The organism is Acidisoma sp. L85 (genome assembly GCF_009765865.1).
In the GTDB taxonomy this organism is placed as follows: domain Bacteria; phylum Pseudomonadota; class Alphaproteobacteria; order Acetobacterales; family Acetobacteraceae; genus Acidisoma.
The window spans coordinates 158165-181059 of the sequence record NZ_LMUQ01000026.1 but is presented as its reverse complement, the minus strand read 5'-3'; the positions used below and the strand labels follow the sequence as shown (position 1 = coordinate 181059).

Here is a 22895-nt window from a genome sequence, read left to right as displayed (position 1 = left end):
GCGCAGACGAGAGATAGCCGGACGGTTGTCTGCCAGCAACATCCGACCGCCACCCCTAAGCGCAGCGTTATAGAACGTCTTAAACGTCATCTTTGCGTCACGCTAACGTTTCGTGCTGTTTGCAAAGATACCCACAGCGCCATCCCCGCCGCACCGCACCAATGAGAGAAAGTGGCTGGGCCGACGCAGGATTCACGCTATGTTCTCGTCGCGATGAGCAGACGCCGCCCCGCCGCCCTTCCCACGCTTCCGCAATCGCTGCCCCCGGCCTTTGCCGCATGGTTCGCGGCGCGCGGGTGGCGGCCTCGGCCACACCAGATTGACGTGCTGGAGGCGGCACGGGCCGGCAGCCATGTCCTGCTGATCGCACCGACCGGAGGAGGCAAGACGCTCTCCGGCTTCCTGCCGAGCCTGATCGCGCTCGCGGAACGCCCCGTCCCGGCCGAGGATGCGCCGCCGCGTGGTGTCCACACCCTCTATCTCAGCCCGCTCAAGGCGCTCGCGACCGATATCGCCCGCAACCTGATGGACCCGGTGACCGAGATGGATCTGCCCATCCGTGTCGAGACACGCACCGGCGATACGCCGCAGAACCGCCGCCAGCGCCAGCGGGAAACGCCGCCCGATATCCTGCTTACGACGCCCGAAAGCCTCTCGTTGCTGCTCTCCTTGGACGGCGCCCCCACGATGTTCCGCGACCTACGCAGTATCATCCTCGACGAGGTGCATGCGCTGGCGGGCACTAAGCGCGGCGACCTGCTCTCCCTCGGCCTTGCCCGGCTCGACCGGCTGGCGCCCGAAGCGGTGCGGATCGGACTGTCGGCGACGGTCGCGCATAAGGTGCCGCTGGCGGCCTATGTCTCGGCCGATGGCCAGGGCGGCAATGTCACCCTCATCGAGGTGGCCGATCCGGCGCCGCCGGACCTCTCGATCATGCTGCCGGCCGGCCACCTGCCCTGGTCGGGCCATATGGGCCTCGCCTCCGCGCCGGATATCCTGGAACGGGTTAAGGCCGCCGGCCTGACCATCATCTTCGTCAATACCCGTGCCCAAGCCGAGTTGCTGTTCCAGGATATTTGGAAGATTAACGAGGACACTCTTCCTATCGCCATCCACCACGGCAGCCTGGACGTTCATCAGCGGCGCAAGGTCGAGGCCGCGATGGCCGAGGGGCGGCTGCGCGGCGTGATCGCCACCTCCTCGCTCGATCTGGGCATCGACTGGGGCGGCGTCGATCAGGTGATCCAGGTCGGCGCACCCAAGGGCGTCTCGCGTCTGTTACAGCGCGTTGGCCGCGCGAACCACCGCATGGACGAGACCAGTCACGCCATCCTGGTCCCGGCCAACCGCTTTGAGGTTCTGGAATGCGAAGCGGCACGCCAGGGGGTGGCCGCCCGCGAGCTGGATGGCGACGCGCCCCGGCCCGGCGGGCTGGATGTTTTGGCGCAGCATCTTCTCGGTCTCGCCTGCGCCGCACCCTTCCTGCCGGATGAGGCCTTCGCCGAGATCACCCGAGCGGCACCCTTTGCGGCAGTGGACCGCGCGACCTTCGAGGCAGTGCTGAACTTCGTGGAAAACGGCGGCTACGCCCTCGCCGCCTACGAAAGATATAGGAAACTATTCCGCGATTTCGAGGGCCGGGTGCATGTCCGCAACGCCCGCGTCGCGCGCCAATACCGCATGAATATCGGCACTATCGTCGAGGCGCCGATGATCAAGCTGCGCCTCGGCCGGGGCGCTTTCCTGGGCGAGGTCGAGGAATGGTTCGTCTCCGGTCTAACGGCGGGCGACACCTTCATGTTCGCCGGCCGCTTGCTGCGGTTCGTGCGGTTGCGTGAAACCACCGCCGAGGTCGCAGAAGGCGGAAGCGGGCCGCCTCGCGTGCCAACCTATGCCGGAGCCCGGCTGCCGCTCACCACGGGCCTCGCCGTCCGTGTGCGCGGCCTGATGAGTAATCCGGAAAGCTGGCCGGCGTTCCCCGAGCCGGTGCAGGAATGGCTCGCCATCCAGCGGGAACGCTCCGCGCTGCCCGGCGCCGACGACTTGTTGGTGGAAACCTTCCCGCGCGGCGGCCGCTGGTATCTGGTCGCCTATTGCTTCGAGGGTCGTAACGCCCACCAGACGCTCGGCATGCTCCTCACCCGCCGCATGGAGCGTTTCGGCATCGGGCCGCTCGGCTATGTCGCGACCGATTACGTGCTCGCCGCCTGGTCGGCGCATGAGCCGCATGACATAGCGGCACTCTTCTCCCAGGATATGATGGGCGACGATCTCGAAGCCTGGATGGCCGAGAGTTCAATGCTCCGGCGCACCTTCCGCAATGTCGCGGTGGTGGCGGGGCTGATCGACCGGCAGATGCCGGGAGCCGAGCGCAACCGGCGGCAAGTGACCGTGAACAGCGATCTCATCTACGACGTGCTTCGCCGCCACCAGCCCGATCATATTCTGCTGCGCGCGACCTGGGCCGATGCCGCGGGCGGCCTCACCGATCTCGGCCGCCTCTCCGGCATGCTGCAGCGGGTGCGCGGGAAAATTCACCACGTCATCCTCGATCGCGTCTCGCCGCTGGCCGTGCCGGTCATCCTCGACATCGGCCGCGAGCATGTGCAGGGCGAAGCCGAGGAGGATTTACTGGCAGAGGCGGAGGCTCTTGTCGCAGAGGCAACAGGGGAGGAACATGCCGAGAACGTTCTTGCCAGATCACCGCGCTTCGACCTGAGGTTCACCTAGAATATGAAGTTCCGCCTATGACAGCCGCCCTTCTACATCTGGCTGGCGAGCGCCTCATGCTCGATCCCGCTGGTGCCGTCTTCTGGCCCGCCGCGAGCATGCTCATCTTCGCCGATCTGCATCTGGAGAAGGCGGCGGCCGCCGCGCGGCGCGGGCGCCTGCTCCCGCCCTATGACAGCCGGACAACTCTGGACCGTATGGCGCTGTTGCTACGGCATTATCGGCCCACGCGGGTTGTCGCGCTGGGTGACAGCTTCCACGACGAGGAAGGCGCGCTGAGCCTGCAGCCGGCCGATCGCCAGCGCCTCGCGCTGATGGCGGATGGCGCGGCCTTCACCTGGGTGCTGGGCAATCACGATCCGGCCCTGCCGGAGAGCTTGCCCGGCCACGTCGTGCCCGACTGGGCGGAGGGACCACTCGTCTTCCGCCACGAGGCACGGGCGGGCGTGCCGCCGGAGGGTGAACTCTGCGGCCACCATCATCCCAAGGCGAGCGTTCCGGTGCGAGGGCTGGTGGTCACCCGCCCCTGCTTCGTGACCGATGGTCACCGGCGGCTGATGCTGCCAGCTTTCGGCGCCTATACGGGCGGCCTGGATGTGAGCGACGCCGCCATCGCGTCCCTGTTCCCACGCGGCCCGCGCATCTTTCTGCTGGGGCGCGAGCGGCTGTACCACTTTCAGCTCGCGCGGGGCGCGCGGGCGGCGTGATGTCGTTACGCTTCCTTAGGCCGTTCAGTGCAATCCTCAGCGTGACGAGAAGCCAACAGCACTCAGGAAAGACCATGACGCGCTCATCTCCCGTTGCCTCGGCACCGCGGCAAATACCAGTGGAAGCCGGCCCCGATGGCAGTTTCCGCGAAACGTAGAGGAATTTGCTTAGCCGAAATAAACCACAGAAGCCTGCCGCAACTCCGTGGGTGCAGCGGCAGTACGTTGCGGTTGCGCCTCTAAGGCAACAAGGTCCAGGTCAGCTAGGTTCATCAATATTCATCGGCCCACGCGATGCGGTTGAGCAGTACCTCAACCCCCGCCCGCGAAGCTCGGTTTTCCGTGTCAACGCACCGCGACGAGAGAGCACCGATTCCATATTTTGACGGCGATCCTTCACTTCGCACCCCGTAGTGCCGGAGTGTAAACTCTGCGACCACCATCTCCCAAGGCGAGCGTCCCGGTGCGTGGGCTGGTCGTCACGCGCCCCTGCTTCGTCACCGGCGGCCACCGCCCCCTGATGCCAGCAGCCCGCGTATCTTCTGCTGCGACGCGAGCGGCTTTGCGTCCTTGCTCCGCGCAAAACATCGACCTTATGTCGCAATGCGATCCCTGTTGTGGATCAGAGCGCCTCGCGAGATGAGGATCCCAAGTATTCCGGCAACGACTTAAAGCCGTTGTGAAGCTCAATATACGCGATGAAATCAGCGTTCGCTTATCGAAATATATACCGCGATGAAACAACCTAAATGCGAGTTTCAATCGCGATCCCGGAAGGCAACGGGGCGCGACATAAAAGGACGCAGATGCATGACGTGGATACAACCAGGGGGCCGGCCTTCCAATAGAGATCCGTCGCCACCAGCTCAAAAAAAGTTCGAATTGCATCCCGCAAAATCAAACAGCAAGCAAGGCCAATTTCCTCAAGACAAATTCTTTCGTCCGCATGAGCAGCCACGGGAAATCGCGTTAATTCTGAATCCAACGCCACAGAATATCGCGTTCGTTGGACCACCTCTGCCTCAAAAGCCCCCAAGCTTTCTCTACAGGTTTGCCTGCAACTTGACGCGAAAGCTGAAGCCATCGACCTACCACATTGATCCAGGAACGATTCGAGCAGCTGCCCAAGCGGGTGCCAAACCGGACGATAGAATCGAAACAGCCAATTGGATCATCAACACGGCAGCTGCGGCCATTCTGAGAACTTCAGATGAAACGACAAAGGCATCTCTGCGTAATTTCCAGCATCTCGCTACAGCTTATAAGAATTCGCTATCCGGCGGGCCCCCTACGAACGTCGACATATATTCGCTTCGAATTCAGTACTACAATCTGGCAAACTCGTTGCTCTGATCTACATCTAGACTGTAAGCCAAAAAAATCGACCGACCCCTCACCAATCTCGTTCAGCGATCGTCGACCGTCAGCCGGCGGCGCTCCAAACTATCGCCGCCGCCTGCTCCTCCGTCATCTCGCGGAAGGCGAAGCGCTGCAGGTGGCTGATGATGACCCGCTGCAGCTGAGCCATGTCCTCCGCATCCGGCGCCGTGGCGCGCATGCGCAAGCCGGTCGCTTCGGCAATCGCGTCGCAGGTGCCGAAGGAGAAGGTGATCTTGCCGTCAGCCTCATTCAGCACTACCGGCGCGCGATGCGCGAAATGCTTGCAGAGCTGGCCCATATAGCGGGCCGGGCTGGGCGTTTCCCAAAACGTCTCGGTTACCAGCATCCTCGTCGTCTCCGTTGCGGGGGCGGGATTAGCCGCCCCCGTCTGGTTAAGGGAGAGCATAATCTCGCCGATCATGCTCAGGCCCGTTCGATAGCACGGGCGGCGGCATCCAAGGCATCGGCGATAGCCTGAGCCTCGCCATCCGCCAGCGGACCGCGTGACAGGCGCATATGCAGCGCGGTCCGCATATTCTGCACCGCCCGCACTACTTGCGGCGACCGGTTGCCCGAGGACGAGGCCGAAGTCCGCTCCATGCGAGCGAAAATCGCATCTACGTTCGGCTTATTCGCTGCGAGATCGGCCTGGCCTTCCTCGGTGATGGTGTAGAGTTTGCGCCCGCCGCCGGTCTCGCTGACGGTGGCAAAGCCCAGCTCGTTGAGTAGCGTCAGGGTCGGGTAGATCACTCCCGGGCTCGGGCTGTAGCTGCCGCCGAGCTTCTCCTCGATGGCCTTGATGATCTCGTAGCCATGGCGCGGCTGCTCGGCGATCAGCGCGAGAAGCACAAGTCGCAACTCCCCCTGATCGAAGACCCGGCCGCGACCGCCTCGCCCCTCATGGCGATCGTGACCCCATGGGCCATGCCGTCCGTGTCGGCCGCCGAAACGGCCTTCGCCGTCCCGCTCGCCGCGCGGGCTGTCCTCGTTGTCATGGGCGAAGCGGCGGCCCCAGCCGAGATGATGATGTCCAAACATGTCGTGTCCTTTCTTGGTTCGACACGCTCAAGATATATCGCTGAACCGAAGAGTCAAGATATATCTTAGACAGCTCTTCTGAATAGCCCTTTGCCCTGGATCGCCAGCACCGCGCAGCCCGCCGCCAGGCCCCAGAAGGCGCCTCCGATGCCGAGGAAATTGAGACCCGAAGCCGGAATGAGAAACGTAAGAATGGCGGCGTCGCGCTCCGCCGGTTCCGCGGTCGCGCCGGCCAGTGCACCGCCGAGGGGGCCGAGCAACGCGAGACCGGCGACCGCGGCAATCAGCACCGGCGAGGACAGCGCGATAAAGGTCGTGATGGCGCCCGAGAGGAGTCCGAGGAAGATGTAGCCGACCCCGGCGACCACCGCGGCCCACCAGCGCCGGGCCGGGTCAGGATGCGCATCCGGCCCGGCGCAGAGACTCGCCGTAATGGCCGCGAGGTTGAGCATGTGACCGCCGAAGGGCGCCGTCAGGAAGCCAGTAAACCCGGCGCTCGCGAACAACAGGCGCGGAGACGGCCGGTAGCCGTTCATATGCAGCACGGCCAGGCCGGGGATATTCTGCGACGCCATGGTCACAACGAATAGCGGGATGGTGACGCTGGCGATCGTCGCCCAGGCGAAGTGCGGCTCGATCAGGGTCAGCACCGGGTGGAGCTGCAAGCCGGTGCTGCCGTGATGAAGCGCCAGGCCCGCCAGAATCAGCGTCGCGACCACGGCGGCCGGCACGGCATAGAGCCGCCGGAACCGCCCCACCGCGGCCCAGACGAGCAGAATGATGATCGCATCACGCGGTTGCTGTTCGAGTGCCTGCACCGGCGCGAGGCAAAGCTCGAACAGCACGCCCGCAAGCATGGCATTGGCGAGCGAGCGCGGAATGGCGGAGACCAGCCGGCCCAGCGGTGTCCAGAGTCCCGCGAGGATCACCAGAAGGCTCGCCAGCATGAAGGCGCCCACGGCATAGCCATAGCCACCCGGAACCGGTGGCGCGCTGATGAGCAAGGCAGCGCCCGGCGTCGACCAGACGACGCTGACCGGCACGCGCGTCCCGACACTCAGCAAAATGCCGCAGACGCCCATGGCGACCGAAAGCGCCAGCAGCGCGGAGGCTGCCTGCGTCGGCGTGGCGCCCGCCGCGCCCAGGCCTCGCAGGATGACCGCAAAGGAGGAGGCGAAGCCGATGAGTGCCGCAAGCAGCCCCGCCGAGGCGGCTTGCGCCGATAGTCCATTCCGCATGGCCGCTGGTCCCTCCGTCGCAAGACGAAGGTCCAGAGCGGTGCGGTCAGGTCAAGAGCCCGGCCACCTCATGCTGATCGCACCGCCAGCGGCTGGATGTGGCTGAGGCGCCACGATAATAGTAGCCCGATTGCGATGAGCGTGCCGGTCATGCCCGTGACGCCCGTCCAACCGAAATGGCCCCAAAATACGCCGCCCAAGGTGCCGACCACGCTCGAACCGCCGTAGTAGAAGAACAAATAGAGCGACGAGGCCTGCGCCTTTGCGTGGCGCGCCCGCGCGCCCACCCAGCTGCTCGCGATCGAATGAGCGCCGAAAAACCCGAAAGTGAGAACCAGCACGCCGAGAATGACCAGGACGAGACTGTGCGCCTCGGTGAGCCCGGTGCCGACCGCCATGATAACGAAGCCGACCCACAGCACCCGCCGCCGCCCCAGCCGGCCGCCGAGATTGCCCATCCAGGCGGAACTGAAAATGCCCACCAGATAGGCCGCGAAAATGAACCCCACCGCCGACTGGCTGAGGTCGAAGGGCGGCGCCAGCAACCGATAGCCGAGGTAATTGTAGATCGCGACGAAGCCGCCCATCAGCAGGAAGCCCTCAGCGAAAAGCAGCAGCAGCGCCTCGTCCTTGAGATGGGAGGCGAAGGCACTCCCGAGGCTGGCAAGTGACAAGGTCCGGCTGCGGAAGTTGCGCGACGCCGGCAGGCACCACCAGGTCACGAGGCTGCCGACGAAGGAAAATAGTCCTATCAATAGGATTGAAGTCCGCCACCCCATGTAGTCGGTAAGCAGCCCGATGATGAGCCGCCCGAACATCCCGCCCACCGCATTGCCGCCGATGAACAGCCCCATCGAAAGACCGATGGAACGGGGGTGCATTTCCTCCGCCACATAGGCCATCGCCACCGCCGGCAAACCGCTCAGCGTTACCCCCATGAGGGCACGCACGATGAGAAACCCTGTCCAGCTCGGCATCACGGCGGAGAGCAGCATTAGCAGCGAGGATGCGACCACCGAGGCGATCATCATCGGTTTGCGGCCGATGCTCTCGGACAGGCTGCTGGCGCCCAAGAGGCACACCGCCATCAAGCCGGTGGTCAATGACAGCGCGAAGCTCGAATGCGCCGCGCTGACGTGAAACTCCCGCGAGAACACCGGCAGGAGCGGTTGGATCGAATACAGCAGCGCGAAGGTGGAGAAACCGGCGAAGAACAGGCCGAAGGTCGCCCGGATAAAGGCCGGCGTCCAATGCTCGATGAGGTCGACGATCTCCCGCACAGAGGCGCTGGCATTCTGTGCCAGGCCCGAAGCTGAACCGGGCCGGAGACCGTCTCTTGCCATGAAGGGCTATTTCTCCACGAAGGCCTTCTCCACCACGAATTCCGCCGGCTTAGCGTGGCTCCCCTCTTCGAAACCCTGACCGCGCAGCCAGGCGGTCATGTCCGTCAGCATCTCGGGACTGCCGCAGAGCATGAATCGATCGCGCGCCTTGTCGATCGGCGGCAGGCCAAGCTCCTGGGTCAGGGTGCCGGAGGCGATGAGGTCCGTCAGCCTGCCGCGGTTGCGGAAGGGCTCGCGGGTGACGGTCGGGTAATAGATGAGCTTGCCGCTGACGAGATCGCCGATCAGCTCGTCGCCCGGCAGATCGCGCTGGATGTAATCGGCATAGGCAAGCTCTGCGACTTGCCGCACCCCATGGACCAGAACCACGCGCGGAAAACGCTCGTAGATCTCGGGGTCCTTGATGATCGCCATAAAGGGCGCAAGGCCAGTGCCGGTGCCGAGCAGATAGAGCGTCTCGCCGGGCAGCAGGCTGTCGGCGACCAACGTGCCCACCGGCTTGCGGCCGACGAGAACGGTATCGCCCTCACGAATATTCTGCAGGCGGGAGGTCAGCGGACCATCCGCCACCTTGATGCTGAGGAATTCCAGGCCTTCCTCGTAATTGGCGCTGGCCAGACTATAGGCGCGGAGCAGGGGTTTCCCCTCGATCTCCAATCCAATCATCGTGAATTGGCCATTGAGGAAGCGGAAAGCGGGGTCGCGGGTAGTCTGGAAGCTGAATAACCGGTCCGTCCAGTGATGAACCTTAGTCACGGTTTCAGTATTGAACGCCGCCATAAGCCGCTCGCCTTCCGACTTGGATGCCGGGGAGATAGTCCCGCCATGCCCTTTCTGCCAAGCGTCTTCGGCGAAACCCTCCTATCTCGCCATGCTGGCGGCAGCGTAGAGCCGGAGCACATCGCGCACGGATTCGAGGGCCAGACTGCGGGCATCGGCGGCAATGCGGCCCTCGGCCACGCGGTCGGAAAGCCGCGAAAGGAACTGGCTGACGAGGGTCGGTGGGATCGGCCGGTCGCGGAGACGCGCGAAGAGTTCATCGACAGCCGATACCGCCTCGGGCTCGGCCCAATAGTAGCGGATGCGGTCGCTGTAGCTGAAGTGACGCAGCAGCCGCTGCTCCGCGGGGGTGCCGTGGTAATGCGCCTGCCAGTTGCCCGGCTTCTCGACCATGAGCCGCTCCATGACCGATGGAAGCCGTTCCACCCCGTCTCCCTCGATGAGGCAGGAGGCGATGGCGTCGAGGCCGTAAAGCGCCTCGCGCAGGGCAAAGGTCAAAGCGGGTCCGACCTTGAGGATAGGAAAACCATCCTGCACCAACGCGGCTAGGGCGTCCTCGCTTTGGTAGTCCGTTGAATGCGCCTCGAAGACGAGGCTCGGCAGGCCTTCCAGGCTCGCAGACAGAGCGGTTGCCGCCTCCGGCTTGTATCGCGCCACGCTGTCATGACCAAACTCCACGCCGGGCTGTACGACCAGGGCCACAACCCGGCTTAGGGCGTCGTCGAGACCTAGAGATATAAACATATGTTTATGTATCTCATAGGTCTTAAGCGGTGCGTCCGGCGCGGTGACATGCATGTGGTCGAGAGCTTCGAGCGCGCCGCCCGGCGTCGGAACCTCTGTTCCAACAACGTAATACGGCCGTGAGCCGATCTCCGCGGCGGCCGCTTCGGCGACAGCGGCAAGCTTCGCCGCGCGCTCGGCCGTCACCGTATCGGACAGCGCCACCGGCTCACCGGCGCAGCCCATGCTCGTATCGAGATGCAGCTTGGCGAAGCCGGCCAGCGCATAGGCCCGCACCATGGCCCCGGCCTCGGCCATCGCCTGTTCCGCGGGCAGGGTTTTCCAGGGGTTGGGACCGAGATGGTCGCCACCGAGGATGATACGGTCACGCGGAAAGCCCAGCCGCGCGGCGATGCCTTCGACGAAATCCCGAAAACCCGCCGGGGTCATTCCGGTGTAGCCGCCATGGTGGTTGACCTGATTGCAGGTCGCCTCGATGAGCGCCGGGCCACCATCCTCGCTCGCTTGCAGCAGCGCTGCCTTGATGACCAGCGGATGGGCCGAACAGACGGAGGTGATGCCAAAGGGGCGTCCCGCTGCCCGTGCCGCGACGAGGCTCGCAAGGATGTCGGCGCTCATTGCACCGCGCCTTCGCCGATTAGCGCGTCGAGTTCCGCGAAGCTCGAAGTACCCTCCATGGGTCCCCGCCGGGTTACGGCCAAGGCGCCCGAGGCGGCGGCGTAGCGCAGGCAATCGGCGATGGGGCGGCCCTGCAACCGGCAGGTGACGAAGGTGGCGCCGAAACAATCGCCCGCGCCGGTTGGGTCCAGTTCCGTCACCGCGAAGCCGGCGATGCGGCGGTCCTGCGTGCTGTCGTGATAGCTCGCCCCTTCGGCGCCGCGCTTGACGACGACGGCCGTGATGCCACGGCCGAGAATCTCGGCGATCGCCGCCGCTTCCGTCTTCGCCTCGGTTAGCATGGTGAGCTCCGCGCCACTCGGCATGAAGATGTCGCAGGCGGAGAGCATATAGCTGATCGCCTGTAGCACATCCGGCGCGCCTAGGATTTCTTTCCGTACATTCGGGTCGAATGAAATCGTGCCGCCCCTGCCCTTCACCGCCGCCACGGCCTCTTGTGTTTCGCGGATCAAACTGGCGGAGCTCAGCGAGGAACCCATCACATGGAGATGCGCGCAGTCGGCGAGCAAGGCGGCGGCGGCCTCTGTCACCCGCGTCTGGCCGGCGGCGCTGTTGCGGATATTGAAAACGAAGTTGCGGTCGCCGCTTGTCGTATAGCGCACGAAGGCGCTGCCGGTGACCTGATCATCCCGCACCTCGATCCCGCTCACGTCGCAGCCGTCCCGCTTCAGCCGGTCGATATTCACCCAGCCGAAATCATCGTCGCCGACGCAGCTAATGATGGCGCAGGGCTGGCCGAGCTTCGCCACCTGGTCGATGAAGATCGCCGGGGCGCCGCTGGGATAGGGACCTGTCAGCTCGATCGGCGCGCGGAAACCGTCGCCGGGCTGTGTCGCCATGATCTCGACCAGGATCTCACCGATCGTGACAATCCGGCCGCCAGCGGCAGCGCTTTCCGCAATAGCCATGCAGGACCCTCCTCCGCGCATCCGGCCCCTTTTGCCGAGTGCTCACGATGCCGATATGCCGTGTGAGGCGGTTGGTCAAAAAACGGAGAGCGACAATGTCAGTCGAGCAAGCGGTATTGGGTGGCGGGTGCTTCTGGTGCACCGAGGCGGTCTTCCAGGAACTGAATGGCGTGTCGGACGTCCAGTCCGGTTATGCCGGCGGCCAGACGCCCAGTCCGACCTACGAGCAGATCTGCACCGGCCGCACGGGCCATGCGGAAGTGGTGCGCGTCAGTTTCGACCCCGAGGTCCTGTCCTTCGCGGATCTGCTGCGCGTGTTTTTCACCACCCATGACCCGACGAGCCTCAACCGCCAGGGCAACGACGTCGGCACCCAGTACCGCTCGACGATCTTGGTGACCGATGATGCCCAGGCGAAGGTCGCCCGCGAAGTCATCGCGGAATTCGAGGCGAATTCCGTCTGGGGCAAGCCGATCGTCACCACGATCGAGCCGCTGCGCCAGTTCTTCCCGGCCGAGCGCGAGCATGACGACTACTATTCGCGCAATCCCAACGCCGGCTATTGCCGCGTGGTGATCGCGCCGAAGGTCGCGAAGGTTAGGAAGGAATTCACAAGCCGGCTACGGAAGCCTGCGGCGGCTTAAGCCTATAGACCTCGAAGCGATCCCCGCCCGTCATCCTTGGCGAAGGCCGAGGGTCCACGCCTTCGCTCGCGGCCCTGAAGGCAAGGCGTGGATGCTCGGCCTTCGCCGAGCACGACGATAGTAGCCACCAAGACCGCAACCGACGACGCGGCGGCCTTCATCGCCCTTCTGGCGGTTCGTGGGAGCGGCGGAGCAGCATCTCGACCGTCGTGCCCTGTCCCGTCGCGCTGGTGACGCGGGCGACGCCGCCCGCTTGCTGCGCCAGCCCGTAAACCATGGATAGGCCGAGCCCGGTGCCCTTGCCGATCGGTTTCGTCGTGAAGAAAGGCTCGAACACACGGCTCAGCACTTCGGGCGGGATACCGGTTCCCGTATCGCTGACCGACACCACCACATAGTCGCCCGGCACAAGGTCGAGCCCCTCCTCCACGGCGCCAAGGTTCCGCGTGGCGAGGGTGATGCGGCCACCGGCGGGCATGGCGTCGCGCGCATTGATACAGAGGTTGAGCACGGCGAGTTCGAGCTGGTCGGGATCGACATGCGCCGGCCAAAGATCCGCCGCAAGCGCCTCCTCGATCTCGATACCATCGCCAATACTGCGCAGTATAAGATCCTGCATCTGCCTGATCAGCGCATTGGCATCCACCGACCGAGGTGCCAGATCCCGTTGACGGCTGAAGCTCAGAAGACGCTGCGTGAGGGACGTGCCGCGCTCCGCCGCCAATGTGGCGTTGCGCAACAGCCGCTCCACGCGTTCGTCTCCAGTCACGCGACGCACCGCCAATTCGAGGCTGCCCAGGATCGCGGTCAGAAGGTTGTTGAAGTCATGCGCGACGCCGCCCGCCATCGTGCCAAGCGCCTGCATCTTTTCCGCCTGATGCAGCCGGGCCTCCATCCGCCGCCGATCGGTGATGTCATGTTCGAGCCGCGCGAGGTGGGTGATCCTGCCATCCCCCGCCCGTACCGGAACCCGCGTTACCTGCCAGAGGCGCGGGCCCTCCGGCATCGGCAGTTCTTCGGTCGTCTGAGAATTGCGTCCTAGGGACAACACGACGTCATCCGCCTCGGCGGTTTCGCCGATTTCGCGGCGGCCGATCCAATCCTCCGCGACGCCGCCGAGTGCCGACGCTTTGGCGGCGTTCAGTCGCACGAAGCGCCCCTCGCGATCCTTGAAGGAGACGCCGTCCTCGCTTCCTTCCATCAAGCCGCGCAGCAACGCCTGTTCGGTCGTCAACGCGCGGCGCAAATGGCATTGCGCATGCGCATTGGCGATCACGCTCAGCAGCAGCACCGGCTCCCAAGGCTTTTGTGCATAGCCCGAGATGCCGCCGAGGTTGATCGCATTCACCACGGCGTCGAGATCCGCATAGCCCGTGAGCAATATCGACTCCGCGTCCGAAATCCCGCGCGCCTTGGCGAGCAGCACGTCGCCGGTCATTCCGGGCATCCGCTGATCGGAAACGATGACGGAAATCGCCGGCTCCTGAAGGAGTATCTCCAACGCGGCCTGCGGCGAGTTTGCGGCCCAGACGTCATATTCGTCTTCGAGCAAATCGCGGAGGGCGGTCAGGATCTCGGGCTCGTCATCGACGAGGAGAATCATGCCGCGAGATTCGGCGCTCATGCGCTTACCGATGTTAGGGGAACTAACGGCACACGAATGATGAAGGCAGCACCTCCGTAAATCGAGGTTTCGATAGCGAGGGTCCCTTGATGCGACTGGATCACGTTATAGGCGATGGCGAGGCCGAGGCCGGTTCCCGAGCCTATTGCCTTGGTCGTGAAGAATGGTTCGAAGACCCGGTTCCTAATTTCGTCTGGGATGCCTGGCCCTGAGTCACCCACGGCGATCTCATACCATTCTTCGTCGGCCTTGGTGGAGATGTCGATGTAACCTTTCCCCTCGATCGCATCCGCCGCATTGCTCACGATATTCATCACCACCTGGTTCAGCAGCGCCGGCGAGCACCACAGCGACGGCGGACCCTCATAATGCCGGGTGACCTCGATCCGCTCCCCGAGTTTCGGGCCGAGCAGGAACAGCACGGTGTCGAGACCCGCCGGGATATCGACATGCTGGAAGCCGCCGCTATCCATGCGCGAGAAGCGCCGGAGGCTAAGAATAATGTCCTGTATGCGCTTCAGTCCGGTGCCCATTGCCTGGGTCCGGTCGCGCGCCTTGGCGATCGTGCGGGCGACCCGTGCATTCTCGGCGGCTTCGGGTTCGACCTGGCCGAGTAGACGCTCGACGGTGTGCTGATGCGCCAAGATGAAGGCGAGTGGATTGTTGATCTCATGGGCGATGCCGGCCACCAGCTCGCCCAGCGACGCCATCTTGGCCGCCTGCACCAGCTTCGCCTGAGTGTCCCGCAGTTTCTGGTTGGCTTGTTCGAGGTCGTGATTTGCTTGCGTAAGCGCGACCGTCATGCGGGCGCGCTGCTCGGTCAGCGCGTGCTCGCGCTGCTCGGCCACGCTGCGGCGGGCGTCGTCCTGCAGTAGCTTGCGGCGCACGACCGCTCGGATACGCACGCGCATGACGCCGGGATCGGGCTGCGCCGGGATGCACTCGTCGACCCCCGCATCGAAAGCGCGCGCCAACAGATCGCGGCCGCCGCCCTCGGCGCGCTCCATGCCGATGATGAGGAACGCAGCCGCGTCGGCCGTAACCTCCGCCGCGCGCTCACGTAGCGCGTTGATGCGACGACAGGCCTCGATGCCGTCAAAGCCTGAGGCGCGCAGCCCAACGAGCACGCAGTCGATCGGTCGCCCGGTGTCCCGCAATCGGTCCAGTGCCGCCGTGGCATCGTCCAAGGCGTCGATGCGATAGCCATCCCGGGTCAGCAGCTCCGCCACGTTGTCGCGGGACAGGCCTGGATCGTCGAGCAGCAGCACATGGATGCGGCGAAGCGGGGCCGCGCTGCCGTCAGTCTCCTCCATCGTTGCGACCGTGGGCCGCTGCCGCAGCAGCGCGCGGATGCGCAGGATCATGAGATCGTGGTCGGCGGTCTTGGAGATATAAGCGTCGGCGCCGCTCTCCAGCCCGTCCCGCTCGGTTTCCCGCTCCGAGGCATTGGTGAGCATGAGGAGCGGCAGCGACCTCGTTCGGGTATCGAGTCTGATCTGCCGCGACAGCTCGCCGCCGTTCATTCCCGGCAGATGATAATCGGCGACGACCAGATCGGGGAGGCGCCGGCTGAGTTGATCGAGCGCCGCTTCCGCCGAGCCAGCGCGATCCACGGTGAAGCCGGCTGCTTCCAACATGCGGCGGATGGCGAGCGCCTGGGTTTCGGAATCCTCGACGACCAGCAGATGGGGCACGCGCATGGCGGGGCTAGTCATTGGCCGTCGCGGCCGGCGGTCAGCCGCAGCATCTCGCCGGCGATACTGTCGAGCGGCAGACTGAGGGCGGAGGCACCCAGGCGGACCGCCGCCTGCGGCATGCCAAAGACCACCGCTGTGCTCTCATCCTCCGTCAAAGTGGTGGCCCCCGCCCGCCGCATCGCCAGCAAGCCCTCGGCGCCATCCTCGCCCATTCCAGTAAGCAGCACACCGAGCGAAGCGGCCCCCGCCGCCTCGGCGAGCGAGCGGAACAAAACCGTGCCCGATGGCCTCTGTCCCGCGACCGGTCCCTCTAGCGTCAGCCGAAGGCGGGCGTCGTGTGTGAGGCGCAGGTGGCTGTCGCCGGGCGCGACATAGACCATGGAGGGTTCAGCCACTTCACCATCGACGGCGATCCGCACCTTGAGCGGGACGAGGCTGTCGAGCCAGGCGGCGAAGCCCGCGAGAAACGGCGTGCCCATATGCTGCACGACGAGAACGGGAAGCGGGAAATCAACCGGCAATGCGCTCAGCAAACGGGCAAGCGCGCTCGGTCCCCCCGTCGATGCGACGATGGCCACTATCCTCGGCCGCACGAGGCCTGCCTGGCCGCCCGGCGGCAACCGAGACGCTCTGGTAGAGCCGGAAGGTCGGAACGCGCGCTGCCGGATGACGGGCACCTGACTCATGATAAAAAGCTGTGTGCGAATGGTCTCGGCGATCGTGTTATGGCCGTGATGGCTGAAGCCTGCGGGCTTCTCGACCACGGCCAGCGCCCCTGCCCGCAGGGCGTTCATCGAGATCATCAGAGAAAGGTCCGCAACCGCGTCGGCGATCACCACGATCGGTGTAGGCTGACGCGTCATGATGAGCCGCGTCGCCTCCAGCCCATCCATGCCTGGAAGTCGGATATCCATCGAGATGACATCGGGCCTGACAAGCGGCAGAGCCGCCAATGCGTCCTCCGCTGAGGACAGGGTGGCGACCAGCTCAAGGCGAGGATCAGCGGCAATGATGTGGCGCAATAGCGCCTGCACGACGGGCGAATCCTCGACGATCATCACCCTCACCGGCTTGCCCAAGGCCGGCGCGCCGCCGCTCATAACAGCCTGCCGATGGTTTGCAGCAGGTCGCGCTGGTCGAAGCTCTGTTTAGCTATATAGGCGTTGGCGCCGAGATCGAGGCCACGACGGATATCAGCGGCGGCGGCGCGCGAGGTCATGACAATGACGGGGATCGCGGCCAGAGCCGAATCCTTCCTCATCGCTTCCAGCAGGGCGAAGCCATCCATGCGGGGCATTTCGATATCGGCCAGCACCATGTCAACCACGGCATCCGATCGCAGAACCTCCAATCCCTCTATCCCGTCGACCGCGACAAGAACGTGATAGCCATTCGCTTCCAAGATGCTCTTTTCGAGAGTCCGCGTGGTGATCGAGTCATCGACCACCAGGATCGTCCGGCGGGCGGCCGGCCTTGGGCCGGCCTGCACCTCCGCCTGAGCCGCCACTTGCGGGCCATGTTCCACGAGGCGTTGCCAGCGCGCGAGCAGGCCAGGGGGTGACAGCAGCATCGCTGGCCGCTCCTGCTCCAGAAACACGAAGCCCTGTACGAGTTCGGTGTCGAGGCCGACGACCTCCGCGGCATGCACGAGCATCGAGCGCACGTCCCTCAGAGCGTCGACCACGATCGCCAAAGACCCTCCGCCGGTCTTGCGTAGCTGCACCAACAGCAGGCTGCCTTCCGGCATCGGCAATTCCTCACCGCCGAGGCCGAGCAATCGGCGAAGCGCGATCAGCGGAATGGCGTCCGCGCTGTCAGGGTCTGGCCGCAACACGGGATGACCGGCCCGACGCTCGATGCGGGACGCGGGGAGGCGAACGAGCCGTTCCACCGCGAGGCTGGGCAGGCCGACGACATAGCCGACACCGCAGTCGAGCAGCAGCACCGATTCACGCGCCACCGACAACGGGACGTTGATCTCGACGACCGTTCCGCCGCCGGCGCGCGGCAGGAGGCTCGCGGTTCCTCGCAGCGCACGCGCCGCCTCGGCGACGATGGAGAGGCCGAGGCCGCGCCCGGCCAAAGCATCCGCATCCGCGCGGGTCGAGAAGCCCGCCTCGAAGACGAAGGAGAGGATAGTCTCGCGGCTGGCGCTGGCCGCGGCTTCCGTCGAAATGAGGCCGGCGTTCACGGCGCGCCTGCGGATTGCCGTGAGGTCGGGGCCCGGCCCGTCATCGGTCACGGTCACGCGCAGCCGATCAGCGTCGCGGACAAAAGCGAGGCCGATCTCAGCCGCGTCCGGACGCCCGCGCGCGCGGCGGCGTGGCGGCACCTCGGCACCATGACTGACGGCGTTCCGCAGTAGCTGGATCACGGGATCCTTGAGCGCCTGCAACACCCTGCGATCCGCCTGCAGATCCAGACCCTCGACGATTGGTGCGACCTCGACACCCTCCTCCTGGGCCAGGTCGCGCAGCATCCGCGCTGGATTTCCGAAGACGGTTTCGGCGGTGACGAGACTGAGCGCCTCGATGCCGCCAAGCAGCGTCGAGACGGATTGGTCCAGTGCCCAGGCGGTGTCCTGATACTGCCGCCGTGCCTCCGTCACCTGCCGCGCCGATTGCCGAAGTTCCTGCGCGAGGTGGAGCAGCGTGGGTGACGGAGACGCCGCACGCAACAAGGGAGTCAGCAGCTGCGTCGCCCGGCGCGTCGAGCGGGCGATCGCGTCGAGCCGCTCTTCGAGATGCTCGTGTCGCTCGGCAGCCCGCGCGACTTGCTGCGCGTTGGTACCGACGGCCGCGAGGCGCGCGCCATTGATGCGGAGGAGATCGATCGAGGCGGCGGCCGTGTCCACGCTCTCGGGTTCGGCTTTGATGTCGGGCACAGCGGCGGCGACTTGCGCGATTGCGTCCAGCGCATCTTCGATTGCCGAGGCTGCTCCTTCATCGAGACGGGTTTCGCCATCGAGCAGCGCGGCAAGTAGAGCTTCGAGATCATGCGCGCGATGTTCGACCTCGGGCCGGCCGACGGCACGGGCCGCGCCCTTCAGCGAATGAATGCGCCGAAACATATCCTTAAGATCCGGGGGCTGCCCGCTTCGGGCAATGTCGAGACCGTGCCGCACGACCGCCAAATGCTCGCGATATTCCGCATCAAAGGCGGCGAGCAGCTCTGTTTGGATATCCTTCACCGCACCGCGCCGCTTTCCAACGCAAACACCACCGCAATGCTCTGCAAAAGCCAGAGATCAATGCCGGGCTTCATCCCTCTGCTGCCTCACACCCGGTAGCGGTCCGCGAGGGCCACGAGCTGGTGCGACAACTCGGTGAGATTGCCCGCGGCAGAGTCCAGTTGCCGGGTCCCGGCGGCAGTCTGCTGGCTCGCCTGGCGGATGCTTTGCAGTGCCGTCATCACCTGCTCCACACCGATCTGCTGTTGGTTGGTGGAGGCAACGATCTGCTGGAAGGTCTGCACGCTCTCCCGCACGCTGCCGGTGATTTCCTCGATCGCGCGATGCGTGAGGTCAGTACGCTCCTTACCGGAGGCGACGCGCTTGACCTGCTCCTCGGCCAGCATCACCGAAGTGTTTATGCCGCGCTGGATTTCGCCGAGGATGGAGCGCACCTGCACCGTCGCCTCCTTCGCCTGATCCGCCAGGATCTTCATCTCGGAGGCGACCACCGCGAAGCTGCGGCCCTTTTCACCAGCCGCGGCGGCCTCGATCGCCGCATTGAGGGCGAGCAAATGCGAGCGCTCCGCGATGTCGTTGACGACCATGATGATGTCGCCGATCGCCTGGGTCTTCTCGCTGAGCGCCACGATATTGCCCGCGACCATGCCGCCCTGGTCGCGAATGAGTTCCATCGCGCGCGCGGTCTCGACCACCGCCTGCAGTCCGCTGGCGCTCCGCTGGGTGGCGGCCTCAGCCGCGACGATCACCTCCTCGGCGCGGCGCGCGATGCGGGTGCCGGAATGGGTGATTTCATCGGCGGTCGCCGCCGTCTCCTGGATCGCCGCAAGTTGCTGCTCGACGCTAGCCGCCTGTTCCTGCGTGGAGGCGCGGATTTCGGCGGCAGCGGCGTTGAGGTTGCGCGTCACATCGCGCGTCTGCACCGCCAACTGCCGCAGCCCAGTCACCATCGCGTTGAGCGTTCCGCCGAGGCGGCCCAGCTCATCATGCCCCGCGCGTGTGGGCGGCGTCGTGAGATCGCCCTGTCCCACCACCTCAGCGAAACGCACGTAGCGCGCCAATGGCCGGACGATCGAGCGCTGGATGAGGAAGGTCATCAACAGACACAGCAGGGCCGCGCCGGCTGCGGCGACAATCAGCGAAGTCCGGCTCGTATTGTAAATGAGCTCGATCCTCCGCTGCCCGGCCTCAACGCCGACGTTGAGCGCATCCTCGGCCTGCCGCAGCGTGACGACGAAGTCCGCTCGCAGTGAGATCAAGCTCGGTTCGACAGCCATGACCCCGGCCGCATCATTCCGCGCGAGATCGTCGAATTGCTTGTCCGAACCAGCCCGGAGCGACTGGAGGCGGAGCCGTGCCTGCCGCAGGAGCTCGGCGGTTTGTTGCCAGGCGGATCGGCGGCCAGGGTCGAGGGCGGTTTGCTCGTAGGTCGCGGTGGTGGTGATCGCCTGGTCGAGCAGGGATTCCGTCGTGTCCGCCTGGGCGTCCCACCGCGTCGCGACCGCATGGATGGCGACTGCGGATGAAGGATGCATCATGGCCTCGAGCACCGCGGCCCGGCGGGACTCGTTCATGTTGGACTGACTCTCGGCGATCTGACCCAGAGCGCGGTAGGCGGCGAGGTCGCGTGCGACGATCGTCTCAGTCGCATAGCGGACGCTGGAAATCTCCCAAAGGCTGAAAAGCCCGATGCCTACCAGCAGAAGGATGCTGACCCCAAAACCAAGAAGCAGGCGCGTGGCGATGGTCACAATCGTCTAGGCTCCAAGGATTGGGACAGGCAGGCCCAAGCGCGCGGCGAGGAAGGCAGTATCGATAGGCATGACCGGACGGCCCGAAAGTTCATGCGCCCCCTCGGCGACAAGAGCGGAGGCTTCGTCACTGCCAAGCGCGGTGGAAATCAGACCCAACACCTGGGGCACCCGCAGTCCAATACACGGCTTCTCATGGGTGAGCAGGAGCAGATGCCCGTCGCTCGGATGCTCGCTCGATGCTTGAAACAGGCGCGCGCTGTCGATCACGCTGTAGACGGCACCCATCCAGCCCAAGACGCCAATGCAGGAGGGCTGCCGGCTGATAATCGGCATGCAGCGGGCATAGGGCAGGACGGCTCGGACCTCCTCGGGACGAATGCCATACAGCTCACTCCCTTCCTCCCATACCAGGAGGCTGTGGACCCTGGCGGCCGTCCGATCGGATTGGCTGAGGCCGCGCACAGCCAGACGCCGGCTGCGTTCGTCGAGCACGCGGCCTTCCCACGACCGCTGTCCCATGTCAGGGGCCGGTATTGTGCTCACGGCTGCGACGCCTGATCGACCATCGCCGGTTCGACTGCCAAGACCGCACGTGCGAGCAGGTCGCCGGCGCGGAGGCCGTCACCTTCCTCCAAGACCGTGTCCTCGGGCACCGCGCGACAAAGCTCCGTGACGACGCTCATAACCCTTCGGCCACTCTCGGCCGCGCCGCCCTGAAGCAGCAGGAGGCCGAGATGGTAATGCGCCATCACCATGTCATTGCTGAGGTAGATCGCACGGCGCAACGCCGCTTCCGCGCGGGTTCGGTCGCTGGCCGCTTGGGCGAGCAGCGCGTCGTAGTAATGGAGCCGATGGTCGAGCGGGTGGGCCTGCAAGGCCCCGGCACAGCGTAGCGCCGCCTCCTCCAGCCGTCCGGTGTCAGCCAAAGTTCTGATCCGGTCCAGATCACGATCCTCGGCGCGCGCCGAGGCGATCACGCGAGGCTGCGGCGCCTCAGCCGGCCTCGGTGCGTGACGCGGCGGAAGCCGGTGGGATTCCGGCGCCGGAGGCTCGGGCAGAGCGGCTGGGACCTCGGCGAGTTTCGTCACGCCCCGCGGCCTGAAGACCCGAGTGGCCTCGATTTGGACGACGTCAAGCTCCGGCGGTATGTCGGCCAGGGCATCAGAATATCCGATCATAAGCCAGCCACCCGACGAGAGGCATTGCCCCAAGGCTGAAAGCATCGGCGCCGCCTGATGGGCGCCGAAGTAAATCAACACGTTGCGGCAAAGGATAAGGTCGAAGCCTCTCCACTCCGCCGGCGGCTCGGGCAGCAGATCGAGCAGGTTGTGGCGGCGGAACTCGACCCTTGGCCGGTGCCGCTCATGCAGCCGCCATGCGCTGGGCCTAATGTCAGCGTCAAAATCGCGCGCACGTTCCACATCGGTCATCCCGCGCAAGCTCCAGGCGCTGTAACGGCCCTTGCGCGCATTGACGAGCGCCTGCTCGTTGATGTCCGTTCCGATGATGTCCACGCGCCATGTGGGCAAGGCATCGCCGAGCAGCCGCTCGATCAGGATCGCAAGCGAATAAGGTTCCGCACCGGTGGAGCAGCCGGCGCTCCAGATGCGTAGCCGGCGACGGTTCGTTGCGGCGTTCAGGAGGTTTGGAAGGATCGTGTCCCGCAAGACAGCGAATTGCTCGCTGTGGCGGAAAAAGAAGGTCTCGCCGACGGTGACTACGGCTTCGAGCGCCCGCCACTCGGCATCCCCGGTCACAGGGTCCGCGAGCACCGTTTCATAACCAGCAAGGTTGGGAGCACCGACTTCGCGCGCCCGCTCGTCGAGCCGCTTTCGCAGCAAAGCGTCCTTGTCGTCGTAGTAATGGTGTCCAGTGTGGGCAACGACCGCCTGCTTCAGCCGCTTATAAGCCGCTTCTTCAGCCTTCATCCGCGCTCTCATCCAGCGCGGACGGCCAGCCGGATGCACGGGCCGCCGCTCGCTGGGAAAACTCGCCAAGACGCTGCCGCTCCAACGCCGTCAGCAATCGCGCGAGCGACAGCAGCGGTATCAGATCGTCGCCGAATGAGACGTTCGCGGCGACGCAGCCGTTGAAGCTTTCCTCCTCTGGCTGCGGGCAAATCACTCCCGTGCGCGTGCCCGTGGCGCGGCGAACGAGAATTGCCGCGTCAGCGACGTCCTCGGCATTCCTCGGCAAAAGGATGTGGTGATGGAACAAGCCGTTCTGGTCAATTTCCGCGAGATCGAGCAGGCGCGCCAGATCGATGACCACCTTGGGTTTGCCGCCGAGCATGAAGACCCCGCGCACGACGAAAGGCATCGAGGTAACAGGCGCGAGACGCGGCGTGGGAAGAACCTCCGCGATATCGGTAAGGGCGAGCGCAAGCGTGGCACTGCCGACCGCGAGCATCAGGAAGCTGGCCGAACCGTCACTCATCGCT

At 65.1% G+C, this 22895-nt stretch carries 19 protein-coding genes; 4 read left to right on the top strand and 15 right to left on the bottom strand.

Annotated features, from left to right (window positions below; genetic code table 11):
- The first annotated feature begins 213 nt into the window (after positions 1 to 213).
- The 3 genes from GSQ83_RS06775 (at position 214) to GSQ83_RS06765 (ending at position 4790) form a co-directional block, all read left to right on the top strand.
- Positions 214 to 2730, top strand: a complete 2517-nt coding sequence (locus GSQ83_RS06775; protein ID WP_158802399.1) for a ligase-associated DNA damage response DEXH box helicase — start codon at positions 214 to 216, stop codon at positions 2728 to 2730.
- 17 nt (positions 2731 to 2747) lie between these two features.
- Entirely contained in the window at positions 2748 to 3437 is a 690-nt protein-coding gene (gene pdeM, locus GSQ83_RS06770; RefSeq protein WP_158802122.1) for a ligase-associated DNA damage response endonuclease PdeM, read from the top strand.
- A gap of 810 nt (positions 3438 to 4247) precedes the next feature.
- Complete coding sequence (locus tag GSQ83_RS06765; RefSeq protein WP_158802121.1) at positions 4248 to 4790, top strand: hypothetical protein; 543 nt, start codon at positions 4248 to 4250, stop codon at positions 4788 to 4790.
- Positions 4791 to 4860: 70 nt separating this feature from the next.
- On the opposite strand, the gene GSQ83_RS06760 is transcribed toward GSQ83_RS06765, so the two are convergent.
- From GSQ83_RS06760 to GSQ83_RS06730, 7 genes are all read right to left on the bottom strand, one after another.
- The gene (locus tag GSQ83_RS06760; RefSeq protein ID WP_216849963.1) at positions 4861 to 5238 is read right to left on the bottom strand and encodes a DUF2218 domain-containing protein; all 378 of its coding nucleotides are present in this window, start codon (positions 5236 to 5238) and stop codon (positions 4861 to 4863) included.
- A 2-nt stretch (positions 5239 to 5240) separates the two neighbouring features.
- Complete coding sequence (locus tag GSQ83_RS06755) at positions 5241 to 5855, bottom strand: PadR family transcriptional regulator (RefSeq protein WP_158802120.1); 615 nt, start codon at positions 5853 to 5855, stop codon at positions 5241 to 5243.
- A gap of 65 nt (positions 5856 to 5920) precedes the next feature.
- Positions 5921 to 7093 (bottom strand): benzoate/H(+) symporter BenE family transporter, encoded by a 1173-nt coding sequence (locus GSQ83_RS06750; RefSeq protein ID WP_158802119.1) that lies wholly within the window; start codon positions 7091 to 7093, stop codon positions 5921 to 5923.
- 68 nt (positions 7094 to 7161) lie between these two features.
- The gene (locus GSQ83_RS06745) at positions 7162 to 8436 is read right to left on the bottom strand and encodes an MFS transporter (protein WP_216849962.1); all 1275 of its coding nucleotides are present in this window, start codon (positions 8434 to 8436) and stop codon (positions 7162 to 7164) included.
- 6 nt (positions 8437 to 8442) lie between these two features.
- Positions 8443 to 9216 (bottom strand): ferredoxin--NADP reductase, encoded by a 774-nt coding sequence (locus GSQ83_RS06740; protein ID WP_158802118.1) that lies wholly within the window; start codon positions 9214 to 9216, stop codon positions 8443 to 8445.
- An 81-nt stretch (positions 9217 to 9297) separates the two neighbouring features.
- On the bottom strand, positions 9298 to 10578 hold the full coding sequence (locus tag GSQ83_RS06735) for a D-tagatose-bisphosphate aldolase, class II, non-catalytic subunit (protein WP_158802117.1): 1281 nt from the start codon (positions 10576 to 10578) through the stop codon (positions 9298 to 9300).
- A complete protein-coding gene (locus GSQ83_RS06730; protein ID WP_158802116.1) occupies positions 10575 to 11546 on the bottom strand; it encodes a sugar kinase in 972 nt (323 codons plus the stop codon). The genes GSQ83_RS06735 and GSQ83_RS06730 overlap by 4 nt, the downstream gene beginning before the upstream one ends.
- 95 nt (positions 11547 to 11641) lie before the next feature.
- On the opposite strand from GSQ83_RS06730, the gene msrA reads away from it, so the two are divergent.
- The gene (gene msrA / locus GSQ83_RS06725; RefSeq protein WP_158802115.1) at positions 11642 to 12190 is read left to right on the top strand and encodes a peptide-methionine (S)-S-oxide reductase MsrA; all 549 of its coding nucleotides are present in this window, start codon (positions 11642 to 11644) and stop codon (positions 12188 to 12190) included.
- A gap of 157 nt (positions 12191 to 12347) precedes the next feature.
- Here the strand turns inward: msrA and GSQ83_RS06720 are convergent, their stop codons facing one another.
- From GSQ83_RS06720 to GSQ83_RS06685, 8 genes are all read right to left on the bottom strand, one after another.
- The gene (locus tag GSQ83_RS06720; protein ID WP_158802114.1) at positions 12348 to 13814 is read right to left on the bottom strand and encodes an ATP-binding protein; all 1467 of its coding nucleotides are present in this window, start codon (positions 13812 to 13814) and stop codon (positions 12348 to 12350) included.
- On the bottom strand, positions 13811 to 15529 hold the full coding sequence (locus GSQ83_RS06715) for a response regulator (protein ID WP_158802113.1): 1719 nt from the start codon (positions 15527 to 15529) through the stop codon (positions 13811 to 13813). The genes GSQ83_RS06720 and GSQ83_RS06715 overlap by 4 nt, the downstream gene beginning before the upstream one ends.
- Positions 15526 to 16611 (bottom strand): chemotaxis-specific protein-glutamate methyltransferase CheB, encoded by a 1086-nt coding sequence (cheB, locus tag GSQ83_RS06710; protein WP_254065529.1) that lies wholly within the window; start codon positions 16609 to 16611, stop codon positions 15526 to 15528. The genes GSQ83_RS06715 and cheB overlap by 4 nt, the downstream gene beginning before the upstream one ends.
- Positions 16608 to 18701, bottom strand: coding sequence for a response regulator (locus tag GSQ83_RS06705; protein WP_158802112.1), 2094 nt, complete (start codon positions 18699 to 18701; stop codon positions 16608 to 16610). Before GSQ83_RS06705 ends, cheB begins: the two co-directional genes overlap by 4 nt.
- Positions 18702 to 18787: 86 nt before the next feature.
- On the bottom strand, positions 18788 to 20452 hold the full coding sequence (locus GSQ83_RS06700; RefSeq protein ID WP_158802111.1) for a methyl-accepting chemotaxis protein: 1665 nt from the start codon (positions 20450 to 20452) through the stop codon (positions 18788 to 18790).
- A 6-nt stretch (positions 20453 to 20458) separates the two neighbouring features.
- Positions 20459 to 20998, bottom strand: a complete 540-nt coding sequence (locus tag GSQ83_RS06695) for a chemotaxis protein CheW (protein WP_158802110.1) — start codon at positions 20996 to 20998, stop codon at positions 20459 to 20461.
- Positions 20995 to 22383 carry a protein-glutamate O-methyltransferase CheR gene (locus tag GSQ83_RS06690; RefSeq protein WP_158802109.1) on the bottom strand — a complete coding sequence of 463 codons (1389 nt, stop codon included), beginning with the start codon at positions 22381 to 22383 and terminating at the stop codon, positions 20995 to 20997. The genes GSQ83_RS06695 and GSQ83_RS06690 overlap by 4 nt, the downstream gene beginning before the upstream one ends.
- On the bottom strand, positions 22373 to 22891 hold the full coding sequence (locus GSQ83_RS06685) for a chemotaxis protein CheW (protein WP_158802108.1): 519 nt from the start codon (positions 22889 to 22891) through the stop codon (positions 22373 to 22375). The genes GSQ83_RS06690 and GSQ83_RS06685 overlap by 11 nt, the downstream gene beginning before the upstream one ends.
- Positions 22892 to 22895: the final 4 nt, after the last annotated feature.

Coding starts and splice junctions, on each gene's coding strand:
- GSQ83_RS06775 (WP_158802399.1), top strand. CDS start 214: ATGAGCAGACGCCGCCCCGCCGCCCTTCCCACGCTTCCGCAATCGCTG.
- pdeM (WP_158802122.1), top strand. CDS start 2,748: ATGACAGCCGCCCTTCTACATCTGGCTGGCGAGCGCCTCATGCTCGAT.
- GSQ83_RS06765 (WP_158802121.1), top strand. CDS start 4,248: ATGACGTGGATACAACCAGGGGGCCGGCCTTCCAATAGAGATCCGTCG.
- GSQ83_RS06760 (WP_216849963.1), bottom strand. CDS start 5,238: ATGATCGGCGAGATTATGCTCTCCCTTAACCAGACGGGGGCGGCTAAT.
- GSQ83_RS06755 (WP_158802120.1), bottom strand. CDS start 5,855: ATGTTTGGACATCATCATCTCGGCTGGGGCCGCCGCTTCGCCCATGAC.
- GSQ83_RS06750 (WP_158802119.1), bottom strand. CDS start 7,093: ATGCGGAATGGACTATCGGCGCAAGCCGCCTCGGCGGGGCTGCTTGCG.
- GSQ83_RS06745 (WP_216849962.1), bottom strand. CDS start 8,436: ATGGCAAGAGACGGTCTCCGGCCCGGTTCAGCTTCGGGCCTGGCACAG.
- GSQ83_RS06740 (WP_158802118.1), bottom strand. CDS start 9,216: ATGGCGGCGTTCAATACTGAAACCGTGACTAAGGTTCATCACTGGACG.
- GSQ83_RS06735 (WP_158802117.1), bottom strand. CDS start 10,578: ATGAGCGCCGACATCCTTGCGAGCCTCGTCGCGGCACGGGCAGCGGGA.
- GSQ83_RS06730 (WP_158802116.1), bottom strand. CDS start 11,546: ATGGCTATTGCGGAAAGCGCTGCCGCTGGCGGCCGGATTGTCACGATC.
- msrA (WP_158802115.1), top strand. CDS start 11,642: ATGTCAGTCGAGCAAGCGGTATTGGGTGGCGGGTGCTTCTGGTGCACC.
- GSQ83_RS06720 (WP_158802114.1), bottom strand. CDS start 13,814: ATGAGCGCCGAATCTCGCGGCATGATTCTCCTCGTCGATGACGAGCCC.
- GSQ83_RS06715 (WP_158802113.1), bottom strand. CDS start 15,529: ATGACTAGCCCCGCCATGCGCGTGCCCCATCTGCTGGTCGTCGAGGAT.
- cheB (WP_254065529.1), bottom strand. CDS start 16,611: ATGAGCGGCGGCGCGCCGGCCTTGGGCAAGCCGGTGAGGGTGATGATC.
- GSQ83_RS06690 (WP_158802109.1), bottom strand. CDS start 22,383: ATGAAGGCTGAAGAAGCGGCTTATAAGCGGCTGAAGCAGGCGGTCGTT.
- GSQ83_RS06685 (WP_158802108.1), bottom strand. CDS start 22,891: ATGAGTGACGGTTCGGCCAGCTTCCTGATGCTCGCGGTCGGCAGTGCC.